This window comes from Rhodococcus sp. WAY2 (assembly GCF_009859915.1).
GTDB lineage: Bacteria > Actinomycetota > Actinomycetes > Mycobacteriales > Mycobacteriaceae > Rhodococcus_F > Rhodococcus_F oxybenzonivorans.
In genome coordinates, this window is record NZ_CP046572.1 from 1,524,119 (window position 1) to 1,544,199 (window position 20,081).

General features: G+C 65.2%; 24 protein-coding genes and 1 tRNA gene. 16 read left to right on the forward strand and 9 right to left on the reverse strand.

The window, feature by feature from the left end:
* Positions 1 to 116 precede the first annotated feature (116 nt).
* Both GFS60_RS07150 and GFS60_RS07155 read left to right on the forward strand, forming a co-directional pair.
* Positions 117 to 701: a hypothetical protein gene (locus tag GFS60_RS07150; protein ID WP_159919973.1), complete on the forward strand. Its 585-nt coding sequence runs from the start codon at positions 117 to 119 to the stop codon at positions 699 to 701.
* 102 nt (positions 702 to 803) lie between these two features.
* The gene (locus GFS60_RS07155) at positions 804 to 1,145 is read left to right on the forward strand and encodes a hypothetical protein (RefSeq protein ID WP_159919975.1); all 342 of its coding nucleotides are present in this window, start codon (positions 804 to 806) and stop codon (positions 1,143 to 1,145) included.
* Positions 1,146 to 1,148: 3 nt separating this feature from the next.
* Here GFS60_RS07155 and GFS60_RS07160 read toward each other — a convergent pair.
* A tRNA-Arg gene (locus GFS60_RS07160) sits at positions 1,149 to 1,221 on the reverse strand.
* A gap of 111 nt (positions 1,222 to 1,332) precedes the next feature.
* Positions 1,333 to 1,590: a hypothetical protein gene (locus GFS60_RS07165; RefSeq protein WP_159919977.1), complete on the reverse strand. Its 258-nt coding sequence runs from the start codon at positions 1,588 to 1,590 to the stop codon at positions 1,333 to 1,335.
* A 204-nt stretch (positions 1,591 to 1,794) separates the two neighbouring features.
* Between GFS60_RS07165 and cycA the strand changes: the two genes are divergently transcribed.
* Complete coding sequence (gene cycA / locus GFS60_RS07170; protein ID WP_201453516.1) at positions 1,795 to 3,273, forward strand: D-serine/D-alanine/glycine transporter; 1,479 nt, start codon at positions 1,795 to 1,797, stop codon at positions 3,271 to 3,273.
* Between the two features lie 113 nt (positions 3,274 to 3,386).
* Positions 3,387 to 4,181, forward strand: a complete 795-nt coding sequence (locus tag GFS60_RS07175) for a M23 family metallopeptidase (RefSeq protein ID WP_159919979.1) — start codon at positions 3,387 to 3,389, stop codon at positions 4,179 to 4,181.
* A 3-nt stretch (positions 4,182 to 4,184) separates the two neighbouring features.
* Here GFS60_RS07175 and GFS60_RS07180 read toward each other — a convergent pair whose 3' ends face one another.
* Positions 4,185 to 4,445, reverse strand: coding sequence for a hypothetical protein (locus GFS60_RS07180; RefSeq protein WP_159919981.1), 261 nt, complete (start codon positions 4,443 to 4,445; stop codon positions 4,185 to 4,187).
* A 112-nt stretch (positions 4,446 to 4,557) separates the two neighbouring features.
* On the opposite strand from GFS60_RS07180, the gene GFS60_RS07185 reads away from it, so the two are divergent.
* The 6 genes from GFS60_RS07185 to GFS60_RS07210 all read left to right on the forward strand — a co-directional run bounded on the left by GFS60_RS07185 (position 4,558) and on the right by GFS60_RS07210 (position 10,523).
* Positions 4,558 to 6,066 carry a glutamate-cysteine ligase family protein gene (locus tag GFS60_RS07185; protein ID WP_159919983.1) on the forward strand — a complete coding sequence of 503 codons (1,509 nt, stop codon included), beginning with the start codon at positions 4,558 to 4,560 and terminating at the stop codon, positions 6,064 to 6,066.
* Positions 6,067 to 6,225: 159 nt separating this feature from the next.
* Positions 6,226 to 6,672, forward strand: coding sequence for an SRPBCC family protein (locus tag GFS60_RS07190; RefSeq protein WP_201453517.1), 447 nt, complete (start codon positions 6,226 to 6,228; stop codon positions 6,670 to 6,672).
* A gap of 283 nt (positions 6,673 to 6,955) precedes the next feature.
* Positions 6,956 to 7,840, forward strand: coding sequence for a universal stress protein (locus GFS60_RS07195; RefSeq protein WP_159919987.1), 885 nt, complete (start codon positions 6,956 to 6,958; stop codon positions 7,838 to 7,840).
* 58 nt (positions 7,841 to 7,898) lie between these two features.
* Positions 7,899 to 8,939, forward strand: coding sequence for an LLM class F420-dependent oxidoreductase (locus tag GFS60_RS07200; RefSeq protein WP_109327549.1), 1,041 nt, complete (start codon positions 7,899 to 7,901; stop codon positions 8,937 to 8,939).
* Between the two features lie 55 nt (positions 8,940 to 8,994).
* On the forward strand, positions 8,995 to 9,882 hold the full coding sequence (locus GFS60_RS07205) for a universal stress protein (RefSeq protein WP_159919989.1): 888 nt from the start codon (positions 8,995 to 8,997) through the stop codon (positions 9,880 to 9,882).
* A gap of 5 nt (positions 9,883 to 9,887) precedes the next feature.
* A complete protein-coding gene (locus tag GFS60_RS07210; RefSeq protein ID WP_159919991.1) occupies positions 9,888 to 10,523 on the forward strand; it encodes a response regulator in 636 nt (211 codons plus the stop codon).
* Here the strand turns inward: GFS60_RS07210 and GFS60_RS07215 are convergent.
* Positions 10,520 to 12,160, reverse strand: coding sequence for a sensor histidine kinase (locus GFS60_RS07215; protein ID WP_159919993.1), 1,641 nt, complete (start codon positions 12,158 to 12,160; stop codon positions 10,520 to 10,522). The two genes, GFS60_RS07210 and GFS60_RS07215, sit on opposite strands and share 4 nt — an antisense overlap.
* A 116-nt stretch (positions 12,161 to 12,276) precedes the next feature.
* Between GFS60_RS07215 and GFS60_RS07220 the strand changes: the two genes are divergently transcribed.
* The gene (locus tag GFS60_RS07220) at positions 12,277 to 12,900 is read left to right on the forward strand and encodes a Tat pathway signal protein (protein ID WP_159919995.1); all 624 of its coding nucleotides are present in this window, start codon (positions 12,277 to 12,279) and stop codon (positions 12,898 to 12,900) included.
* 11 nt (positions 12,901 to 12,911) lie between these two features.
* Here the strand turns inward: GFS60_RS07220 and GFS60_RS07225 are convergent, their stop codons facing one another.
* The 5 genes from GFS60_RS07225 to GFS60_RS07245 all read right to left on the reverse strand — a co-directional run bounded on the left by GFS60_RS07225 (position 12,912) and on the right by GFS60_RS07245 (position 15,814).
* On the reverse strand, positions 12,912 to 13,637 hold the full coding sequence (locus tag GFS60_RS07225) for an SRPBCC family protein (RefSeq protein ID WP_159919997.1): 726 nt from the start codon (positions 13,635 to 13,637) through the stop codon (positions 12,912 to 12,914).
* A gap of 1 nt (position 13,638) precedes the next feature.
* Positions 13,639 to 13,965, reverse strand: a complete 327-nt coding sequence (locus GFS60_RS07230; RefSeq protein WP_159919999.1) for a cupin domain-containing protein — start codon at positions 13,963 to 13,965, stop codon at positions 13,639 to 13,641.
* Between the two features lie 71 nt (positions 13,966 to 14,036).
* Positions 14,037 to 14,435, reverse strand: coding sequence for a hypothetical protein (locus GFS60_RS07235; RefSeq protein WP_159920001.1), 399 nt, complete (start codon positions 14,433 to 14,435; stop codon positions 14,037 to 14,039).
* A 72-nt stretch (positions 14,436 to 14,507) separates the two neighbouring features.
* Positions 14,508 to 15,014 carry a dihydrofolate reductase gene (locus GFS60_RS07240; RefSeq protein ID WP_159920003.1) on the reverse strand — a complete coding sequence of 169 codons (507 nt, stop codon included), beginning with the start codon at positions 15,012 to 15,014 and terminating at the stop codon, positions 14,508 to 14,510.
* Positions 15,014 to 15,814, reverse strand: coding sequence for a thymidylate synthase (locus GFS60_RS07245; protein WP_159920005.1), 801 nt, complete (start codon positions 15,812 to 15,814; stop codon positions 15,014 to 15,016). Before GFS60_RS07245 ends, GFS60_RS07240 begins: the two co-directional genes overlap by 1 nt.
* Before the next feature lie 85 nt (positions 15,815 to 15,899).
* Between GFS60_RS07245 and cobF the strand changes: the two genes are divergently transcribed.
* From cobF to GFS60_RS07270, 5 genes are all read left to right on the forward strand, one after another.
* Entirely contained in the window at positions 15,900 to 16,640 is a 741-nt protein-coding gene (gene cobF / locus GFS60_RS07250) for a precorrin-6A synthase (deacetylating) (RefSeq protein WP_159920007.1), read from the forward strand.
* An 18-nt stretch (positions 16,641 to 16,658) separates the two neighbouring features.
* Entirely contained in the window at positions 16,659 to 17,525 is an 867-nt protein-coding gene (locus tag GFS60_RS07255) for an Fpg/Nei family DNA glycosylase (protein WP_159920009.1), read from the forward strand.
* 26 nt (positions 17,526 to 17,551) lie between these two features.
* Positions 17,552 to 18,763: a formate-dependent phosphoribosylglycinamide formyltransferase gene (purT, locus tag GFS60_RS07260; protein ID WP_159920011.1), complete on the forward strand. Its 1,212-nt coding sequence runs from the start codon at positions 17,552 to 17,554 to the stop codon at positions 18,761 to 18,763.
* Positions 18,760 to 19,242, forward strand: a complete 483-nt coding sequence (locus GFS60_RS07265) for a DUF456 domain-containing protein (RefSeq protein WP_159920013.1) — start codon at positions 18,760 to 18,762, stop codon at positions 19,240 to 19,242. Before purT ends, GFS60_RS07265 begins: the two co-directional genes overlap by 4 nt.
* Positions 19,243 to 19,316: 74 nt before the next feature.
* Positions 19,317 to 20,081 carry a hypothetical protein gene (locus tag GFS60_RS07270; RefSeq protein WP_159920015.1) on the forward strand — a complete coding sequence of 255 codons (765 nt, stop codon included), beginning with the start codon at positions 19,317 to 19,319 and terminating at the stop codon, positions 20,079 to 20,081.

Sequence of the window (20,081 nt, forward strand, 5' to 3'; positions counted from 1 at the left end):
TGCTCGTGGCTTCTCTTCCTCTTGTCGAACAGTTGTGTACAGGTTACGCTTCAAATAAGTTGAACATGCATGTTCAACTTGAGGACTTGATCGCTGACACGCGAGGGGAAGTCGATATGAGCACCACAGTCACACGGCACGCTCACCACCCGGACCGTTCCGTCCTGCAACGCTGGCCGATCCTGGCTGCCGTCGTATTCGCGATGTTCGTCATGTTCGATGGCAGCACCGATCTCGCGCCGGTCCTCGCCGCCGCCGCTCTCGTCTATCTAGGTGCCGCACTGCTGGGGCGCAGAAGCTCCGCGTGGCCGCTGTTCTTCGGGACGGTCGTAGTGATCACCGCGGGAAAACTGGCGGAGCGTGCCACGGACGTCGGCGTCGACGTCACGTGGGTGCTGTTGGGGTTCGGCGTCATCGGAATCGGCTACGCCGTGGGCCGAGCGGTCGTGGGGCACACGTTCCGGGTGCAGCCTGCGGTCCTGGCGATGGCCGCCTACGGTGCAGTGGCGGCCACGGCCGTCGTTGTCGCGCCCACGGTGGGGGCCTTCCTCGTCGGCTCCGGTCTGCTCGCTCATGCGGCGTGGGACCTTTACCACTACCGAGCGAATACGGTGGTCGACCGCTCCCTCGCGGAGTTCTGCGGTGTCCTCGACGCGCTGCTCGGGCTGGCGGTCATCGGCATCGCGTGCGCGGCACTCTGATATGTGAGTAACTGTGCGTCACAACTAGTTTCACTCACCGCTCGTTGGGGTCAAATTTCGCGCTCCGGTCCCCGGTGACCGCCGTCGCACTACACTCAGCGGATGAGAAATGCGATCGACGTTGCCCACGACTTGTCGCAGATCGCCGAGCCCTTCCTCGACGCCGGTGCCCGAAATCGGGTCGATGATTTCCTGGACATGGGTGAAGGACGCATCGCTGTCGAGACCATCCTGCGTGCTGCAGTTGCCGGCATGTTCACCATTCCGCGCCCGCTGCTGCACGAAGTGACGTCCTGCTTTCTGGTCGGCACCAGCTCCGAGCAGGGCGGGGAGGATCTTCGCTCGCTGGTCGACGCCGCACTGCGACACAACCGAGGAGTCGCAACAGATCGAATCGCAACCGAGGCGTCATCGCGCGTCCATTGCAAGCTGAGGCTGGGCTGACAGTGCCCTCGGCAGGATTCGAACCTGCGACCTACCCTTTAGGAGAGGGTTGCTCTATCCCCTGAGCTACGAGGGCGCGTGTACACCCGTGGCGTACGCCGTGGTGAGTGTAGCGGGAATTGTGGTGAGCTCGCGATCCGGAGTGCAGAGTCGGCAACAGATGTCCTGATGGAGCCATGCCCGGCAGTCAGGAGACGGCGTGCCGAGCGCGGGAGGTGGCGTTCCGGTAGTCGAGGCCGCAGACCTGCATGACCTGACCGAGCGTGAGGTACCCGTCCATGGTCGTGGCCTTCGCGAACTTGCCGTCGGCGCGCACGGCGACGGTCACGGTGGAGCGGTCGCAGTCGATGCGGGCGAGTTCGTACTCGTCCACACCGTTGCTCGCACGGGCGGCGGTCCGCACGGCGCCCTGTGCGTACGCGATCTCGATGAGGTCGTCGATCATGAACTCAGCTCCTGCCTCGGGAAGTTCTAGGAAGGTTAGCCTTAGCTGGGTGTGGCCTGTCAACCCCTGCGTCCGAAGACACTGCCCTCGAACGCTGGCCTCGAGGAAATCGCGCGTAACGTGACCCACGCTTTTGTGGGGTGCGTTTCTCGGGCGCCAGACTCCGAGGGCGCGGCACGTACGACGAAAGGGTTGCGGGTTTCCATGGCTGACCGAACTTCCTCGGCGGGCGCGATCGGATCGGAATCGGGCGAAACTCCGTCCACCGGATCAGCGGAAGCACCGCATCTGTCGCGGCAGCTGGCAAACCGTCACATCCAGCTGATTGCGATCGGTGGAGCCATCGGCACGGGCCTCTTCATGGGCTCCGGCAAGACGATCTCGCTGGCAGGGCCGTCGGTGATCTTCGTGTACATGATCATCGGCTTCATGCTGTTCTTCGTCATGCGGGCGATGGGTGAACTTCTGCTCTCGAATCTGCAGTACAGGTCCTTCTCCGACTTCGCAGCAGACCTTCTCGGCCCGTGGGCCGGATTCTTCACCGGCTGGACGTACTGGTTCTGCTGGATCGTCACCGGAATCGCCGACATCATCGCCATCTCGGGCTACGTGCAGTACTGGTGGCCAGACCTGCAATTGTGGATTCCAGCGGTCGTTGCCATTGCAGCGTTGCTTCTGCTCAACCTCCCCACGGTGCGGGCGTTCGGCGAGACCGAGTTCTGGTTCGCTCTGATCAAGATCATCGCGATCGTCAGTCTCATCGTGGTGGGTCTCGTCATGGTGTTCGCCCACTTCACGGCTCCGAACGGTGCTCAGGCCGGCTTCGACAATCTGTGGAACGACGGTGGCATGTTCCCCACTGGCGCAATGGGTTTCGTCGCCGGATTCCAGATCGCGGTGTTCGCGTTCGTGGGCATAGAACTGGTCGGCACCACCGCGGCCGAAGCGAAAGATCCGGAGAAGAACCTTCCGAAGGCGATCAACTCCATCCCCATCCGCATTCTGTTGTTCTACGTGGTGTCGCTGATAGTGATCATCTCGGTCACGCCGTGGCGTGAGGTGGTTCCCGGTGAGAGTCCCTTCACGGCGATGTTCTCGCTCGCAGGTCTCGCGATCGCGGCGGGAGTGATCCAGTTCGTGGTGTTGACCTCGGCCGCGTCGTCGGCCAATTCGGGTATCTACTCGACGTCACGGATGGTTTACGGTCTCGCCCGCGAGGGTGACGCACCTGCCCGATTGGGCACGCTCAGCTCGCGCCGCGTGCCGGCCAACGCCTTGATGTTCTCGTGCACGTTCCTGCTGTCGGCCATCGCGCTTCTCTTCTCCGGCGATTCCGTGATCGAAGCCTTCACGACGGTGACGACCATCTCGTCCGTGCTCTTCATGTTCGTGTGGACAATGATTCTGGCCAGTTATCTGGTCTACCGGAAACGTCGGCCGGAACTGCACGAGGCGTCGGCGTTCAAGATGCCCGGCGGTGTGGTGATGTGCTGGGTGGTGCTGGGCTTCTTCGTGTTCCTGCTCTGGGCTCTGACGCAGGAAGAGGACACGCTCGAGGCCCTGCTCGTCACGCCCATCTGGTTCGTCGTGCTGGGTATCGCCTGGGCGGTGGTGCGGACGCGCGCCCCGCACAAGGCCCGCTATGCCGAATTCCGCGCCGAACTCGAACGGCGCAAAGCATAAAGATTCGGTCACGGTGGCGCTGACCTATATCGTTTTGTTACATTCGTCGCCAGACAGAGGAGCCCACCCCACACGGGGCGTGCTGCAATCCGACGACTGACGAGGTATCAACTGTGGGTTCCCACCACCGCTCGAACGGCAATTCGCTCCGATTCGAGATCGATCCGGACGCGGCGCGCGGGCGCCATCGCACTGCGCAGACCGGAGCGGGAGTGGGCGTGAAGGCAGCCACGGTTGCGGCGGCCACCGGCGCCCTCGTCGTCGGCGCAGCCCAGCTCGGAGCGGGCAGCGCGGCCGCTGCCCCGGCCGACTCGCACGCTGTCGAGCCGGCAGCCCCGCACACCGCTCCCGGCCTGCCCTTCGAGATTCCGGCGGGCGTCCTCCCTGCCGGCTTCGAATTGCCCACAGATTTGGGGGCCGCCGTCCAGAACTTCGGCGGACCCGACCTGGGGGCCCAGGCGCAGCAGTGGTTGAGCTCGGTCAACCCCGTCAAGCCGCATGCGGTGCAGCCGGTCTCGGGCACGCTGACCTCCAACTTCGGCTCGCGCTGGGGGGCGCACCACGGCGGCATCGACATCGCCGCTCCCATCGGTACACCCGTCCTTGCGGCCGCCGACGGTCAGGTCATCGACGCCGGCGCTGCGTCCGGTTTCGGCCTGTGGGTGCGGTTGCTTCATGACGACGGCACCGTGACGGTGTACGGGCACGTCAACGACTACACCGTCGCCGTCGGGCAGCGTGTCTCCGCCGGACAGCAGATCGCTCACGTGGGCAACCGTGGTCAGTCCACCGGCCCGCACCTGCATTTCGAGGTCCATGACGCCGCCGGCAACAAGGTCGACCCCGCCCACTGGTTGAAGGAAAACGGCGTGGCTGTCACGTGGGGCGACGCCGGCGCCAACGCCTGAGTCTCATTCCGGCTCGAGATCCGGGTCGTTACGGAAGACGAGGGGCCCACCGTCGAGGGCTATCGCCCATCGGCGCGACACGGCCCAGTTGCGGCCGTAGGACTCGTCGGTGATGTCCTGGACACCGCCGAACTCGTCGACGATGACGCCCGTCTCGAGTGGCCACTCCTTCTCGGGTAGCTCGGGATCGACCGAATGGCGGGTCTTCACCCGCGTTCCCACGCTGAACTCTGGTTTCTTCCTCGAGTCGGTGTGAGGTGTCATCTCGGATCCTTCCGCTCACCAGCGTCTGGTTCGAGGTTATCCCGCCACCCCGGTCTCGTGCCGACCGAACGGATATGCTCGCGGAACCGAAGTCGCAGAGCAGAGGAGTGGCATGGGCCGCGAGGTCACCTCTCGGACATTCAGCCGAGCAGATCGACGTTTGTTCCGCCAGAAGGTACTGATGTGCGCCGACGCGCTCGAACGCATGCTGAAGGAAGGCGCTTTCCGGGACGACATCGATCCACCACGACCGATGCTGGGCATGGAGATCGAGTTCAATCTCGTGCACGCAGACATGACGCCGGCGATGTCCAACAATGCCGTGCTCGAGTCGATCGGCGACGACGCGGTGTTCCAGACCGAGCTGGGTCAGTTCAACGTGGAGATGAACGTCAAACCGGGGCCGCTTGTCGGTGACGGGACGTTCGAACTCGAGCGCACGCTGCGGGCATCGCTGTCCGTCGTCGATGCCCGGATCCACCGCCACGACGCACAGCTGGTCACGATCGGGATGCTGCCGACCCTCGAGCTCGAGCACCTGGATCGCGAGTGGATCTCGGCCAACCCTCGCTACGAACTGCTCAACGAGCAGATCTTCGCGGCACGTGGGGAGGACATCGAACTCGACCTCGAGGGTGTCGCTCTCGAAGGCCGTCCGCAGGAGCAACTACGTGCCGACAGCAATTCTGTGGTCCCCGAGGCAGCGTGCACGTCACTGCAGCTGCATCTGCGAGTGGCACCCGAAGAGTTCGCTGCACACTGGAATGCTGCGCAGTGCCTCGCAGGTGCACAGGTCGCGCTGGCAGCCAACTCGCCGTTTCTGGCGGGGAAGGCGTTGTGGCACGAATCGCGCATACCGATCTTCGAGCAGGCCACTGATACCCGACCCCTCGAGCTCAAGAATCAGGGCGTCCGGCCACGGGTGTGGTTCGGGGAACGGTGGATCTCGTCGGTCTTCGACCTGTTCGAGGAGAACTCCCGGTACTTTCCGGCGCTTCTTCCGGAGGTGACGGATGTCGACCCCGCGGCCGAACTGGACGCCGGCCGCATTCCCGACCTGAGTGAACTGCAAATGCACAACGGCACCATCTATCGCTGGAATCGTCCCGTCTACGACTGTGCCGACGGCAAACCGCACCTGCGGATCGAGAACCGGGTGTTGCCTGCCGGCCCCACCGTGCTCGACATCATGGCCAACGCGGCCTTCTACTACGGCGCATTGCGAGGATTGGTCGAAGCCGATCAGCCCGTATGGACGCGGATGTCGTTCAACGCGGCGGAGGAAAACCTACGCGCCGGTGCCCAGCACGGCATGGATGCCCAGATGTACTGGCCGGGTGTCGGCACGCTGGGAGCGGACGAGTTGGTACTGCGGAGGCTGCTGCCGATCGCCGACCAGGGACTGGCGGCCTTCGGCCTGTCACAGAAAGCGCGGGACCGATACCTCAGCGTCATCGAGGGCCGATGCCTCACCCGGCAGACAGGGGCGGCGTGGCAGCGCGCGCAGGTAGTTCGTCACGAGGACGCCGGGATGAACCGGCGGGACGCCCTCGCCGCCATGATGCGTCAGTACGTCGAGAACATGCGTGACGGGAGCCCTGTCCACACGTGGCGGGTGTGAACCGCGGACGGTGACGGATCTGTCCGTCGACGGCCGTCGCTCGGTGCTTCGGTGCGCTAACCATGGGTGACACCGGCGTGGCGCGGGAGGACGATGAAAACGGACCGGTCTTATTTCATCGGGTCCATTCATCTGCCATCCGTACAAGGAATGATTGCCATGCCGGTTACCGAGCAGTCCGTCGTTATCGCCCGCCCTCCCTCGGAAGTCTGGAACTATCTGACCGTCGCGGAGAATTGGCCCTCGTGGGAAGCGTCGATCGTCGAATGCGAGCAGCTCACCGATGGGGACCCCGGGGTAGGCACCCGGTGGCGCGGAGCAACGCGGATCCTGGGTAAGCGATTCGACTGGGTCAGCGAGTTCGTCGAATATCAGCCGGCGAGAGCCGGTGTGACCAAGTCGGTGGAGGGCCAGATCGGGTTCACAGCATCAACGAGACTCGAAGAGGTCGACGGCGGCACCCTGTTCACCTATCGCGTCGACAGCGAAAGTGGTCTCGGAGGCATCTTCGGCAAGTTGGCAGACCCCATCGTCAACAAGGCGTACTCCCGCACGGTGCGGGCGAGTCTGGACAACCTCGCCGACCTGCTCACCACCGAAAGCTGAACTCGGAAAAGGTGCATCACCCCGACGTCGAACAGAGATGTGATGTCGGTGACAGCGGTGTCGATCAACGGTCCGTCGGTGGCGGGTCGCGCAGTCGCGATGTGCTCGACCGAACATGTTTGCCACCAATCCCTTTGGAAAACGCTCACGCGACTACCCGCATTTTCGCACGAGTACCCGACCCGCGGAGGGGCTGGATTCCCTGGTGCGTGGTGATGTTGGTTCGTCGCCGAAAGATGAAGGGCGGCAGACCTGAATTGGCGACCGGGGATAGTGTGGAGGCATGAGCGCACGGGACCGCAACAGTGTCGTCGTCGGGGTCGACGGGTCGGACAGCTCCAAGGCTGCGGTGCGAATGGCGGCTGAACTGGCCACCGAACGCGGATTGAATCTGAAGATCATCCACGCGCTCGATTTCGCCCCGTACGGTTTCGGTGGGCCCTACATGGACTCGGGGGGCGTGTACGAGTGGGTCGAGGCGAGCGGGAAAACGATCCTCGCCGAAGCGCAGGAACAGGCGTACGTGGTCAACCCCATCATCGACGTCTGCACCGAGCTGTCCATCGGCAGCAGCGCGCAGTGGCTCGTCGACCTATCCGAGACCGCGCGGATGGTGGTGGTCGGCGCGTCGGGGTCGGGGGCTGCGGCCACGGCCCTGCTCGGCAATACCGCGATCAACGTCACCAGTCACGCGCATTGCCCGGTCGTGGTGGTACGCGGTGACGCGCACTCCGGCGGCCCGGTCGTGGTCGGGGTCGACGGGAGTCGCACCAGCGAACGCGCCATCGCCGTGGGCTTTCACGAGGCCTCGTTGCGGAACGCGGCGCTGGTGGCCGTCCACGTCTGGAGCGACCTCGGCCCGATGACCTTCGACGACCCCCGCAACGCCGCGCTGGTACCCGCGGGCCTCGAGGAGGACGAGCGGGCAGTGCTCGCCGAGCGACTCGCCGGCTGGCAGGAAAAGTACCCTGACGTGCAGGTCTTCCGGAAGGTTTACGTCGACAACCCGCGAGCCCGGCTGCTCGGATGGTCGAAGAAGGCGCAGCTCGTGGTGGTCGGCAGCCGCGGCCGGGGCGGGTTCACCGGGATGCTGCTCGGCTCCACCAGTAACAGCCTGGTGTGCGGCGCCCATTGTCCCGTCGTCGTCGTGAGGCCTGAACGCCCCTGACGCCATCGGCGGCAGTAGTGTGCTGAGTTAGAGAAGAACGCCAGGATTGGGGAGCGACGTGCGCATCGGTATGGGCTTGAACTACAGCGGCGGATTCGCCGAAACGGTCGAAGAGGTCGCAGACCTGGAGAGGGCGGGCCTCGACATCGCGTTCGTGCCCGAGGCCTACTCGTTCGACGCGGTGAGCCAGCTCGGCTACCTGGCCGCCAAGACGTCCACGCTCGAACTGGCCTCGGGGATCTTCCAGATCTACACCCGTACGCCGAGCCTGACCGCCATGACGGCCGCCGGTCTCGACTTTGTATCCAACGGACGCTTCGTGATGGGTCTGGGCGCGTCGGGCCCACAGGTGATCGAGGGTTTCCACGGCGTCAAGTACGACGCACCGCTCGGCCGCACTCGTGAGGTCGTCGAAATCTGTCGTCAGGTGTGGCGTCGTGAGAAGGTTCAGTTCCAGGGCAAGTACTACCAGGTGCCGCTTCCTGCGGATAAGGGCACAGGCCTCGGCAAGCCGCTCAAGATCATCAATCATCCTGTGCGTGAGCGCATTCCGATCATCATCGCCTCGCTCGGCCCCAAGAACGTCGAGCTGACGGCCGAGATCGCGGAGGGCTGGGAGCCGATCTTCTACTACCCGGAGAAGGCGGCGAGTGTATGGGGCGAGCCACTGGCCAAGGGTAAGGCGAAGCGCGACCCCAGCCTGGGTGAACTGCAGGTTTATGCGTCGCCGGCGCTCGCTATCGGTGAAGACGTGGAGCACATGCTCGACTGGGTTCGCCCGAGTCTCGCGCTGTACATCGGCGGCATGGGTGCCAAGGGCAAGAACTTCTACAACGACCTCGCGGTCCGGTACGGCTACGAGAAAGAAGCCGAGACGATCCAGGATCTCTATCTTGCAGGCAAGAAGGACGAGGCCACCGCGGCGGTGCCCGACGAACTCGTCCGGGCCGTCTCGCTGATCGGACCGGAGAGTTACGTGGCGGAGCGCGTCGCGGCGTTCGCCGAGTCCGGCGTCACCACTCTCACCGTGTCGCCGCTGGCCGCCGACCGAGCCGGCCGCGTCGAGTTGGTCGAGAAGCTGCGCAAGATCTGCGGGTAACCGAACCACCGAATTGCCGTGCCTGGAAGCAGGTGTGAAGGAGGGGAAGGCGATCATGACCGGACATAAGCCGATCATTGTGGGTGTCGACGGATCCGAGTCGGCGTCCGCTGCCGTCGTGTGGGCGGCCAGGACTGCAGCTGCGCTGTCCTTGCCACTGCACATCGTGACGGTGGTGCACATCCCCGCCTTCTACTACACCGAGCCCTATCTGGCCGAGAGCTTCAAGGAAGAGCTGGCCGATACTGCCAAGGCCCGCCTCGGCAGTGCCCGCGTACTGGCCAAGCAGACCGTGGACGGCAGCCTCGACATCACCACCGAGCAGCACGAGGGCAAGGTGAGTCAGACGCTGATCGCTCTGTCTGCCGACGCGCACATGGTGGTGCTCGGCTCGCGCGGGCACGGTGAGTTCACCGGGTTGCTGGTCGGTTCCACCACATCCTCGGTGGCGGCCCACGCGCAGTGCCCGCTGGTGGTGGTGCGTGGCCGCACACTCGACGGGCGACCGCCCACCGAAGGTCCGATCGTGGTCGGCGTCGACGGTTCGGAAAGTAGCAAGGCGGCAGTGGACGTCGCCTTCGCGCAGGCGTCGGCGATGTCGTCGACGTTGGTCGCGGTCAACGTGTGGAGTGACGTCAGCGTTCAGCCTTCGCTCGGTGCAAGCCCGGACGACCCCTTGTGGGGGGGTATTCAAACCGGGGAAGAGGTAGTACTTTCCGAGCGGCTCGCCGGCTTCCAGGAGCGGTATCCCGACGTCACGGTCGAACGCGTCGTCGCGAGGGATCGTCCAGTGCGTGTCCTCAGTGAATTCGCCGAGAAGGCGCAGCTCGTCGTGGTCGGAAGCCGTGGGCGCGGCGGCTTCACAGGCATGCTGCTCGGTTCCACCAGCAATGCCCTGATGCATACCGCCGACTGTCCGGTGATGATCGTGCGGGAACAGTAGCAAGCATGACCACGCGAGTGTTTCTCGTCGACGACCACGAGATCGTTCGCCGGGGCCTTCTCGACCTATTCGGCAGCGTGCCGGATCTGGAAGTGGTCGGGGAGGCGGGTTCGGTGGCGGAGGCGTTGTCCCGGTTGCCCACCAGCGGTGCGGATGTCGCCGTCCTGGACGTCCGGCTGCCGGACGGCAATGGTGTGGAGCTGTGCCGGGACCTTCGAGCCGCCCTGCCCGCGCTCCGCTGCCTCATGCTCACGTCGTACTCGGACGACGAGGCGCTATTCGACGCGATCATGGCGGGTGCGTCCGGTTTCGTCCTGAAGCAGATTCTCGGCACCGACCTGGTCTCCGCGGTCCGGACGGTGGGACAGGGGGGTTCGCTGCTCGACAGCCGTGCCACGTCGGCGCTGATGCAGCGCATTCGTTCCGAGCGGAGAGAGGATCCGCTCGCGCAACTGTCGGAACAGGAACGGGCGGTATTCGAGCTGATCGGGGAGGGTCTCACCAACCGGGAGATCGCCGAGCGGCTGTTCCTCGCCGAGAAGACGATCAAGAACTACGTCTCGCGGCTGTTGGCCAAGCTCGGAATGCAAAGGCGCACTCAGGCAGCGGTATTGGCGACCGAGCTGCGGCGCCGGACCTAGGAGATGGGTACTCGCCATGTGACGAGTGTCCCCGAGGGGCCCGTCTCGACGATGCAGGTGCCGCCGCACAACTCGGCCCGGTGATCGAGATTGGCCAGGCCGCTACGGTCTCCTGGCGTGATGCCGATCCCGTCGTCCTCCACGGTGATGGTGAGTTCGTCTTCGGCCGCGATGCAGATGTCGATCGTGGTCGCGCGAGCATGCCGCAGCGCATTACTCAGGGATTCACGCAGGACTGCCTCGGCGTGTTGATGGATCCGGTTCGGTACGAGTGTGTCGATGGCACCGGCGAATTGAACGTTGGGAGCGATCGGTGACTGCGCCGTGAGATCACTGACAACGTCGAGGAGACGTCTGCGCAGGCTCGTCGCGGACGCGGCATCGGTGGCCTGAAGATCGAAGATGGTGGTACGGATTTCGCGCACCGTCCGATCGAGTTGCTCGACTGCAGTGGCCACGATGGAACGCACCGCCTCCGGCACATTTCGGTCGGCGTCGGTGCTCTGCAGGCTCATACCCGTGGCGAAGAGACGCTGAATCACGTTGTCGTGCAAGTCCCGGGCTATCCGGTCGCGATCGGCGAGTACCGACAACAGTCGCTGTTTGCGCTGTTGGTCCGCGAACTCGACGGCCACAGCGGCGAGGTCGGCCACCGACTCGAGCCGAGCAACCTCGTCGGGGTCCCACGGCACGTTCCCGCGGGCGGTGACCACCAGGACGCCGCCGACCCCAGATGCCGTCGACAACGGAAGAACGGCGGCGCGACCGGCATCCGGCGAGAACGGTGCCATACCGGCCAATCCCGTCAGCAGAGCGGGAGTCCGGGAATGCTGGACCTCGGCCAGCGGCTCGGCTTGCGCAGCGATCCGATAGGCGTCGGGGAGGGGACGTGCGGCGGTATCCGCTCCCACCACGGCGCCGTCGCCCTGCGTGACGACGATGAACACCTCGTCGCCGCTCGACAACTCGCGTACCTGCCCGGCGAGGGTGCGTAGGGTCTCGTCGAGTGAGCCACCGACCATCAAGCGCGACGTGATGGAGGCGACCGCCGTCAGCCACCGCTCGCGCGTCCGCGACTTCTCGAACAACCGGGCGTTGTCCACAGCTACCCCGGCCGACGTGGCGAGAGCGAGCAGGATCACCTCGTCCTCTTCCGTGAACTCGGGACCGCTGCGTTTCTCGGTGAGGTAAATGCTGCCGAACACGGTCCCGCGCATCATGATGGGCGCGCCGAGGAAGCTGCTCATCGGTGGGTGGCCGGGCGGAAGGCCGACAGCTTCGGGATGGCGGGAGAGGTTCGACAGACGGACCGGGCGCGGGTCGTTGATCAGTAGGCCGAGCAGCCCGCGACCTTCCGGGAAATGGCCCATCCCGGCGCGCTCGTCCGGGGTGATGCCCTGAAACACGAACTCGGCCAGACCGCCGTCGGGGGCACGCACACCCAATGCGCCGTAGCGGGCGTCGAGCAGCGAGGTGGCCGAATCGACGATGCGCTGCAGGGTGGAATCGAGTTCGAGCCCCGACCCCACCACCAGGACCGCCTCGAACAGACGCTGCAGACTCTGACGGGTGGGTACGACCTCGCTGAGGCCTCCGCGAGGCAGTCTGATCCTCATCCCGTGCTGGTCCCGTCCCATGTCAGCAGCATAGGTGTGAGAGGGGGGTAACGCCGGGAACTGGGGTATCGATAGAGGCGCGAGAGTGTTTACTCATTCGAAGTAACGCTTATCCATGAAGGACGAGGAGAAGAAGAATGAATCGACGGCACTTCGGACGACGGATCGCGGCAGGCCTGACCGCTGCAGTGGCAGCGACGATGATGTTTACCGGGGCGGCTTCGGCGCAGCCCACAGATTCAGTTCCGGCTGTCGACCCCACCACGGCGATCGCCAAGCTGCGGACCGCTGCAGCGGGTAATCCGGGCGCCGAGGCCGCCATCGAACGGCTGGCACTCTCACCGACCGATGCGGCCGCGATGGACGTCGCCCTGCCGGGCCAGATCTTCCAGGTTCCCGCGTACTCCGACACCGGTCAGGGCGGACCCGTCCTCGGCCAGCTGTACGGCGCCGGAGTGGCAACCAACATGAGCAACCAGTTCCGCTTCGGGTTCTTCGGGGGACCGGGAACCATCGCTGCCGACCAGGCGGGTGCTCAGCTCGAGGTCGTGTATTACAGCTTCGCCACCGGTGCCAGTGGCGTCGTCAAGCTGGACCAGAACAACGTGGCGGTTCCCACCGTCATCTCCACCCCGCCGGTCGCGGGTCTCGGTGGTGGCCTGGTCGTGGCGGCCGTGTACGGGTCGCTGAATCATCAGGTCGGTCCGAACATCGTCAAGAGCACAATCTGGTGGCCCAGTCTGGGGACCGTGCTCGCCTGACAGTCGAGCAACTAGGTGGCGGGTCCGGCCGGCGGCCGGGCCTGCCACCACTCCGTCCAGCGCTCCTCCAACTCGCGGAACTCTTCCTCGTCCAGGCCGTACACGGCCAGCAGTATCTGAGCACCACCGTGCGGGCGCGCAGAGTTGACCGGCTGCTCGCCGAACTGCAGCAGTCCAGGGCCGAGATCGTCGACACTGACCGCGGTCTGGTGCTCGCCGACGAAGCACACCACGCCGGACAGCAGATCGCCCGCCGCAGAGACGGCGCTGAAGTGATCGCCCGGCCTCGAGCCGGTGATCTTGTCGAGGCCCAGCAGATGCTGCGCCGAATCTCCGTGCGCGACCGGGCCTTCGAGGAACAGCGTGCGCCGCTCCGCCAATCCGTGCCGCTCGATGCCGAATTTCAGGAACTGCAGAAACGTGGTCCAGCCCTCGGTGACGTCGTCATACCAGTCGGCCGCGTCCGGGCTGCTGTCGCGGGGCGGCCGGGTGATCCGCACGAGGGTAGTGCCCTCGTGTTCGTGGAGTGTGAAGCGGTCACCCCCGGCCAAGGCCAAGCTGTACTCGGCAGGGTCCTCGATCACGTCGCGGAAATAGATCTCCTGGATCTCGGCGTCGAGGCCGTCATAATCCCAGCCATGCCAGCGCCGGATCAGCTCCGGATCCCGCAGCGCGGGCCACACCACGGGCGGCGCCGCAGCCACGGACACCTCGATCACCGGTTGCGTGTCGGTCATGTCACATGGCGACGGTGAGCAGGAAAGCCACGTCCTCCAGCGCTTCGACGCTGTGCCGATCACTCGGGAGAACCAGGAAATCGCCCGAGGAGCCTTTCCACGAATCCTCGCCCGACACCAGGGTCAGCTTGCCGCTGAGAATGAACAAAGTGCCTTCGCCCGGGCTCTCGTGCTCCGCCATCTTCTGACCTGCGGTGAGCGCGACAACGGTCTGACGGAGACTGCGCCGGTGGCCGCCGTACACGGTCTGCGAACTGCGACCGCTGGACGTCCCGCCTGCCAACTTCAGTTGCTGACGGGCAAGGGCGGTCAGTGACTTCTTGTCCATGAGTCGAGTATGACCCAACGCGCGCACCGTCACCCGGTGAATGGGGTAACGGTGCGGTCGTGGTGCTGTGGTCAGCGACGGGCGAGTGTCCACCCCTGCAGCGCCGCGAAGGCCCCGACCACAGCGGCCTGCAGTACAGCCCAGGCAGCTCCGGCAGTGGTGAGATGCTGCCATCCCGCGAGTACGAGTGCCAGGCTGGCGACCACCCACACGGCATTGGCGACGATGACGGCCTCGACGGCCGCGGTTCGCGGGCGGTCGGGCGCACTCACCGACCACACGCCCACGGCGAAGGCGAGGAGGAACACCCCGATGACCCGCAGAAAACCCGTCGTCGGACCGAGAAGGCCGTCGAGTAGGCCGGCGGCAACGAGATAGGCAAGCCCGTTGACGCCCGTGACGACGGCGTCGAGGCGCAATACGAGGCGCAGCGGGGAGAGGGCGGTTCGGGCTTCGAGTGCGGCGATCATGTCGGCGATCCTCACGTGAGACGAGTGAACGGGTATGTCACTCAGACTCGCGCCGAAACCGAATGCTCTCAATTACCTCGCAGGTAATGCCCGGGTGTAGGTAATCCACCGGTACCGGGTGCCGTTCTTCGCCGACGTGAGCCACTCACCGGTGTCCTCGGCGTACCAGGAGTCGTCGATCGGCGGCGCCCAGGCATCGCCGTCGACCGTGACGTCGACTTCGGTGACGAACAACTGTGTGGCGAAAGGCATTGCCGCATTGTAAATTTCGCCGCCGCCGATGATGCAGACGTCCTCGCTCGTCAGTGCCAGGGCCGATGCGAGCCCGGACGCGGTCTCCGCGCCCTCCGCCATCCAGTCCGGCTGCCTGGTGACCACGATGTTGCGCCGCCCCGGTAGTGGCCGAAATTTTGCCGGCAACGAGTCCCAGGTCTTACGGCCCATCACCACGGGGTGTCCCTGCGTGACCTTCTTGAAGTACGCCATGTCCTCGGGCACGTGCCACGGAATGGTGTTGTCGCGGCCGATGACGCCACCGTTCGCCTGCGCCCAGACCAGGCTGACCTGCCGTGCGCCCACTAGACGGCCACCGGGGCCTTGATGGCCGGGTGATGCCGGTAGTCGACGATCTCCACGTCCTCGAAGGTGTAGTCGAAGATCGAATCCCGCTTGTTCAGCTTCAACGTCGGATACGGGAACGCTTCCCGGCTCAGCTGCTCCGTGACCTGGTCAACGTGATTGTCGTAGATGTGGCAGTCGCCGCCCGTCCAGATGAAGTCACCCGGTTGGAGTCCGGCCTGCTGCGCCACCATATGGGTGAGCAGCGCGTAGCTGGCGATGTTGAACGGAACACCCAGGAACATGTCCGCGCTGCGCTGATACAGCTGGCACGACAACCGGCCGTCCGCCACGTAGAACTGGAAGAACGCATGGCACGGCGCCAACGCCATCTGCGGGATGTCGCCCACGTTCCACGCCGACACGATGATGCGCCGGGAATCCGGATTGGACTTCAGCGTCTCGATGGTCTGGGTGATCTGATCGATGTTCTCACCCGAGGGGGTGGGCCAGCTGCGCCACTGCACGCCGTAGACCGGGCCGAGTTCACCGTCCGCGTCGGCCCACTCGTCCCAGATGGTCACGCCGTTGTCCTGAAGCCATTTCACGTTCGAGTCGCCGCGCAGAAACCACAGCAGCTCGTAGACGATCGACTTGAGGTGCACCTTTTTGGTCGTGACCAGCGGAAACCCGTCCGTCAGATTCCACCGCATCTGATGACCGAAGACACTCCTCGTGCCGGTTCCGGTGCGGTCGGCCTTCGGCGTGCCGGTGTCCAGCACGAGTCGGAGGAGGTCTTCGTACGGGGTCGGCACAGTCACGGCGTTCAGTTTAGGCGCTCCGCGCCCGTGCGCCTTTCTGGTAGCTGGAGCAACCAGAAAGGCGCACGGGCGATAGCCTTCGCCCATGCGTGAACTTCTCGTGATCGGCATCGGCGCCGGCGACCCCGACCAGGTGACCGTCCAGGCGATCAAGGCGATGAACAAGGCTGATGTGTTCTTCGTCATCGGCAAGGGCGACGAGAAGCAGGACCTCGTCGATCTCCGCACCACCATTCTCGAGGAACACGTCACTGGTCCGTATCGGGTGGTCGACATCGTCGACCCACCGCGGAACCGCACGCCCGACGACTACGAGGGCGTGGTCGACGACTGGCACGAGCGCCGGGCGGCACTGTTCGAGGAGAAGTTTGCGGCCGAACCGGGAGTCGGGGCGATCCTCGTGTGGGGTGACCCGTCGCTCTACGACAGCACGTTGCGGATCGTCGAGCGAGTACTCGCCCGCGGGAATGTGTCGTTCGACTACTCGGTGATCCCCGGTGTGACCAGTGTGCAGTCGCTGGCGGCGGGACACCGGATGGTGCTCAACCGCATCGGTGAACCCATTCACATCACCACCGGTCGCCGGCTTGCCGAGGGACTCCCCGAGGGCGTCGACAACGCGGTGGTGATGCTCGACGCGAACACGACGTTCACCCATGTACCCGGCGAGGACGTGCAGATCTGGTGGGGCGCCTACCTGGGCACCCCCGACGAGGTCCTCATCTCCGGTCGCCTCCGCGACGTCGAAAGCGAGATCCAGCGGGTGCGGGCCGAACTTCGCGAGCGCAAGGGCTGGATCATGGACACGTACCTGCTGCGGCGGTAGGTCGGTTAGCCTGGTGCCATGCCCGAGCTGCCGGAGGTGGAGGCGTTAGCCGAGTTCCTGCGGAAACACGCCGTGGGGGCGGTGGTCGGACGGGTGGACGTGGCCGCGCTGAGTGTCCTGAAGACGTTCGACCCACCGATCACGGCGTTGCAGGGCCGGGATGTGACGGGTGCTGCGCGTTTCGGTAAGCACCTGGCCCTCGACTGCGACGGGGTGTGGTTGGTCACGCATCTTTCCCGCGGAGGATGGTTGCGCTGGACCGACAACCCGTCGGCCGCCCCGCCGAAGCCGGGGAAGGGTCCGCTCGCGTTGCGGCTCCACTTCTTCACTCCGGAGGGGGCGACACCGGCGTTCGACCTCACCGAGGCGGGAACGAAGAAGCGGCTCGCGGTGTGGGTGGTGCACGACCCGCAGGAAGTGGAGGGGATCGCGCGTCTCGGCCCCGACGCCTTGGAGGTCACCGAACCGGAGTTCGCCGCGTTGCTCGAGACCTCCTCGGCGCGGATCAAGAACGCCCTGGTCGATCAGTCTCTGCTGGCCGGCGTGGGCAATGCGTACTCGGACGAAATACTGCACACGGCGAAGATTTCACCGTTCGCGACGGCGAAGACACTGCCGGAGGATTCCGTCCACATTCTGTACGACGCGATGCGCACGGTGCTGATCGATGCTGTCGAACGGTCGCTCGGCCAGGATGCCGCGCGGCTCAAGGGGGAGAAGAGATCCGGTATGCGGGTGCACGCGCGCACAGGTCTACCCTGCCCGGTGTGCGGCGACACGGTGCGGGAAGTATCGTTCGCGGAGAAGTCTTTTCAGTACTGTGCCACCTGTCAGACCGGCGGCAAGGTGCTCGCGGATCGGCGGATGTCCAGGCTGCTGAAGTAGCTCTACGCACGCATATAGTTGTCGCCATGCGGAAACAGGCACCCGAGCGGTTCGGTACACCTCTGACGGCGGGCGCGATACGCGTGATGCTGCTCGGGTCGGGTGAGCTCGGCAAAGAAGTCATCATCGCCCTGCAGAGACTCGGCGTCGAGGTGATCGCGGTCGACCGGTACGACAATGCGCCCGGGCATCAGGTGGCGCATCGCGCGCACACCGTCGACATGAGCGACCCGGATGCGCTGTTGCGGCTCATCGACGCCGAGAAGCCGCACTTCGTTGTTCCCGAGATCGAGGCCATTGCCACCGACGCGCTGGCCACCGTAGAGGAGTCCGGTGCCGCCGTGGTGATCCCGACGGCGCGCGCGACCGCGCTCACCATGAATCGGGAGGGGATACGCCGTCTCGCGGCCGAGGAACTGGGACTCCCGACGTCGCCGTACGAATTCGCCGACTCGCTGGACGCAGTGCGTTCCGCTGTCGAACGCATCGGTGTGCCGTGTGTGATCAAGCCGGTGATGTCCTCGTCAGGGAAGGGGCAGTCGACCGTCCGCGATCTCGAGGACGTTGACAAGGCCTGGGAATACGCACTTTCCGGGGGCCGGATCAATCACGGACGCGTCATCGTCGAGGGGTTCGTCGACTTCGACTACGAGATCACGCAACTCACCGTCCGGGCCGTCGGAATGGACGGTGAAGTGCACACCGCCTACTGCGAGCCCATCGGTCACCTGCAGGACGCCGGTGACTACGTGGAGTCGTGGCAGCCGCAGGCGATGAGCCCGGTAGCGCTCGCCCGTGCGCGGGAGATAGCGGGGACGGTGACCGCGGCGCTGGGCGGCAGGGGAGTGTTCGGTGTCGAGCTGTTCGTCAAGGGTGACGACGTCTATTTCTCGGAGGTGAGTCCCCGTCCACACGACACCGGCTTGGTAACTCTACGCACTCAACGCTTCTCGGAGTTCGAGCTCCACGCGCGCGCCGTACTCGGGCTTCCCGTCGACACCACGCTCACCGCGCCCGGCGCGTCCGCGGTGATCTACGGCGGCAGGGACGCAGTCGGCATCGGTTTCGAGGGCGTTGCCGAAGCGATGGCCGTACCGGAAACCGACCTACGGCTGTTCGGGAAACCCGAAAGTTACGTCCGACGGCGCATGGGAGTGGCCGTGTCCACGGGACCCGACGTCGAGACGGCGCGCAGCAGGGCGCGCGAGGCCGCGTCCCGCGTTCGTCCGGTCGCATGAGCACGGGAGCAGAGGCGCTCGTCGGCCTCGTTATCGTGATCGGGTTGATCGGTGTGGTCATTCCGGTACTACCCGGAACGATACTGATCTTCGCCGCAATTCTGGTGTGGGCCATCATGTCCGGCACCGCTACCGCGTGGGCCGTGTTCGCCGCTGCCACGCTGTTTCTCGTGGTGAGTGGCGTCGTGAAATACACTTGGCCAGGTAAGCGGATGCGCAGTGCCGGCGTGCCCAACATGTCACTGGTCGCCGGTGGACTGACGGGGATCGTCGGATTCTTCGTCATCCCGGTAGTGGGTTTGTTTCTCGGCTTCATCGCGGGAACGTATGTGGCCGAGCTCTACCGGCTGCGGGCGCACAACCGTGCGTGGGCGTCGACGTGGCACGCGTGCAAGGCGGTCGGGCTGTCGATGCTGATCGAACTGCTCGGCGCCCTGATCGCCTCCGGTGTCTGGCTGGCCGCCGTGGTCGCGACTTAGGGGTATCCAGACGCCGTCGACACCTGCAAGTATGGAATGCGGAACGAGATCTCCCACCTAGCGGAGGAACGCCCGTGCATACCAAGACGACCTGGATACTCGGTCCCCTCACTGTCATCGTCCTGGCCATGAGCGGCTGTGGGGACGACTCGTCAGGCTCGTCGGCGGCGAGCGACACCAGCGCCGCAGCCTCGGCGACCACCACCGCGGCAGCGGCCGCCCTGATGGAGCAGATTCCCTCCCCGTTCGAAGAAGAACCCCAGCTCGAGAGAACCTTCCTCGGCGCGGTGAACGATTCGGACGCCTATGTTGCTGTCGTTACGTCGGGTAGCGACGCCGTCGCATTCCTGTGCGATGGCGACGACATGTGGATGTGGATGTCCGGAACGATGGACGGTGACCGGCTGGCACTGACCGCGCCGGACGGGTCGACGCTCACCGGCACGATGAGCGACGGAAAGGTGTCGGGGACGATCACCGGTGCGGGCATGACCGACAAGGCGTTCGAGGCCGCACCCGCGGCGGTCGATGAAGGGCTCTACCGCGCCACCACCAACCGCGACGGTGCCGACTACACCCTCGGTTGGATCATGCGCACTGACGGGGTTCGGGGGCTCGAACGGCAGGCCAACGGATCGACCATGGGTGGTATCGCCGTCGACCGGAACGACGACGACATGGACGAACGCAACCGGGAGCGGCGGCAGGAGCGCAGGGACAACGATCAGGCCGCATGCGAGCAGATGGGCGGATACAACGACTGGCTCGCCTCACAACCGCAGACGCCGCCGGTCAGCGAGATGATGTCGATGAACAGCATGCAGATGGAAGGCTGCTAG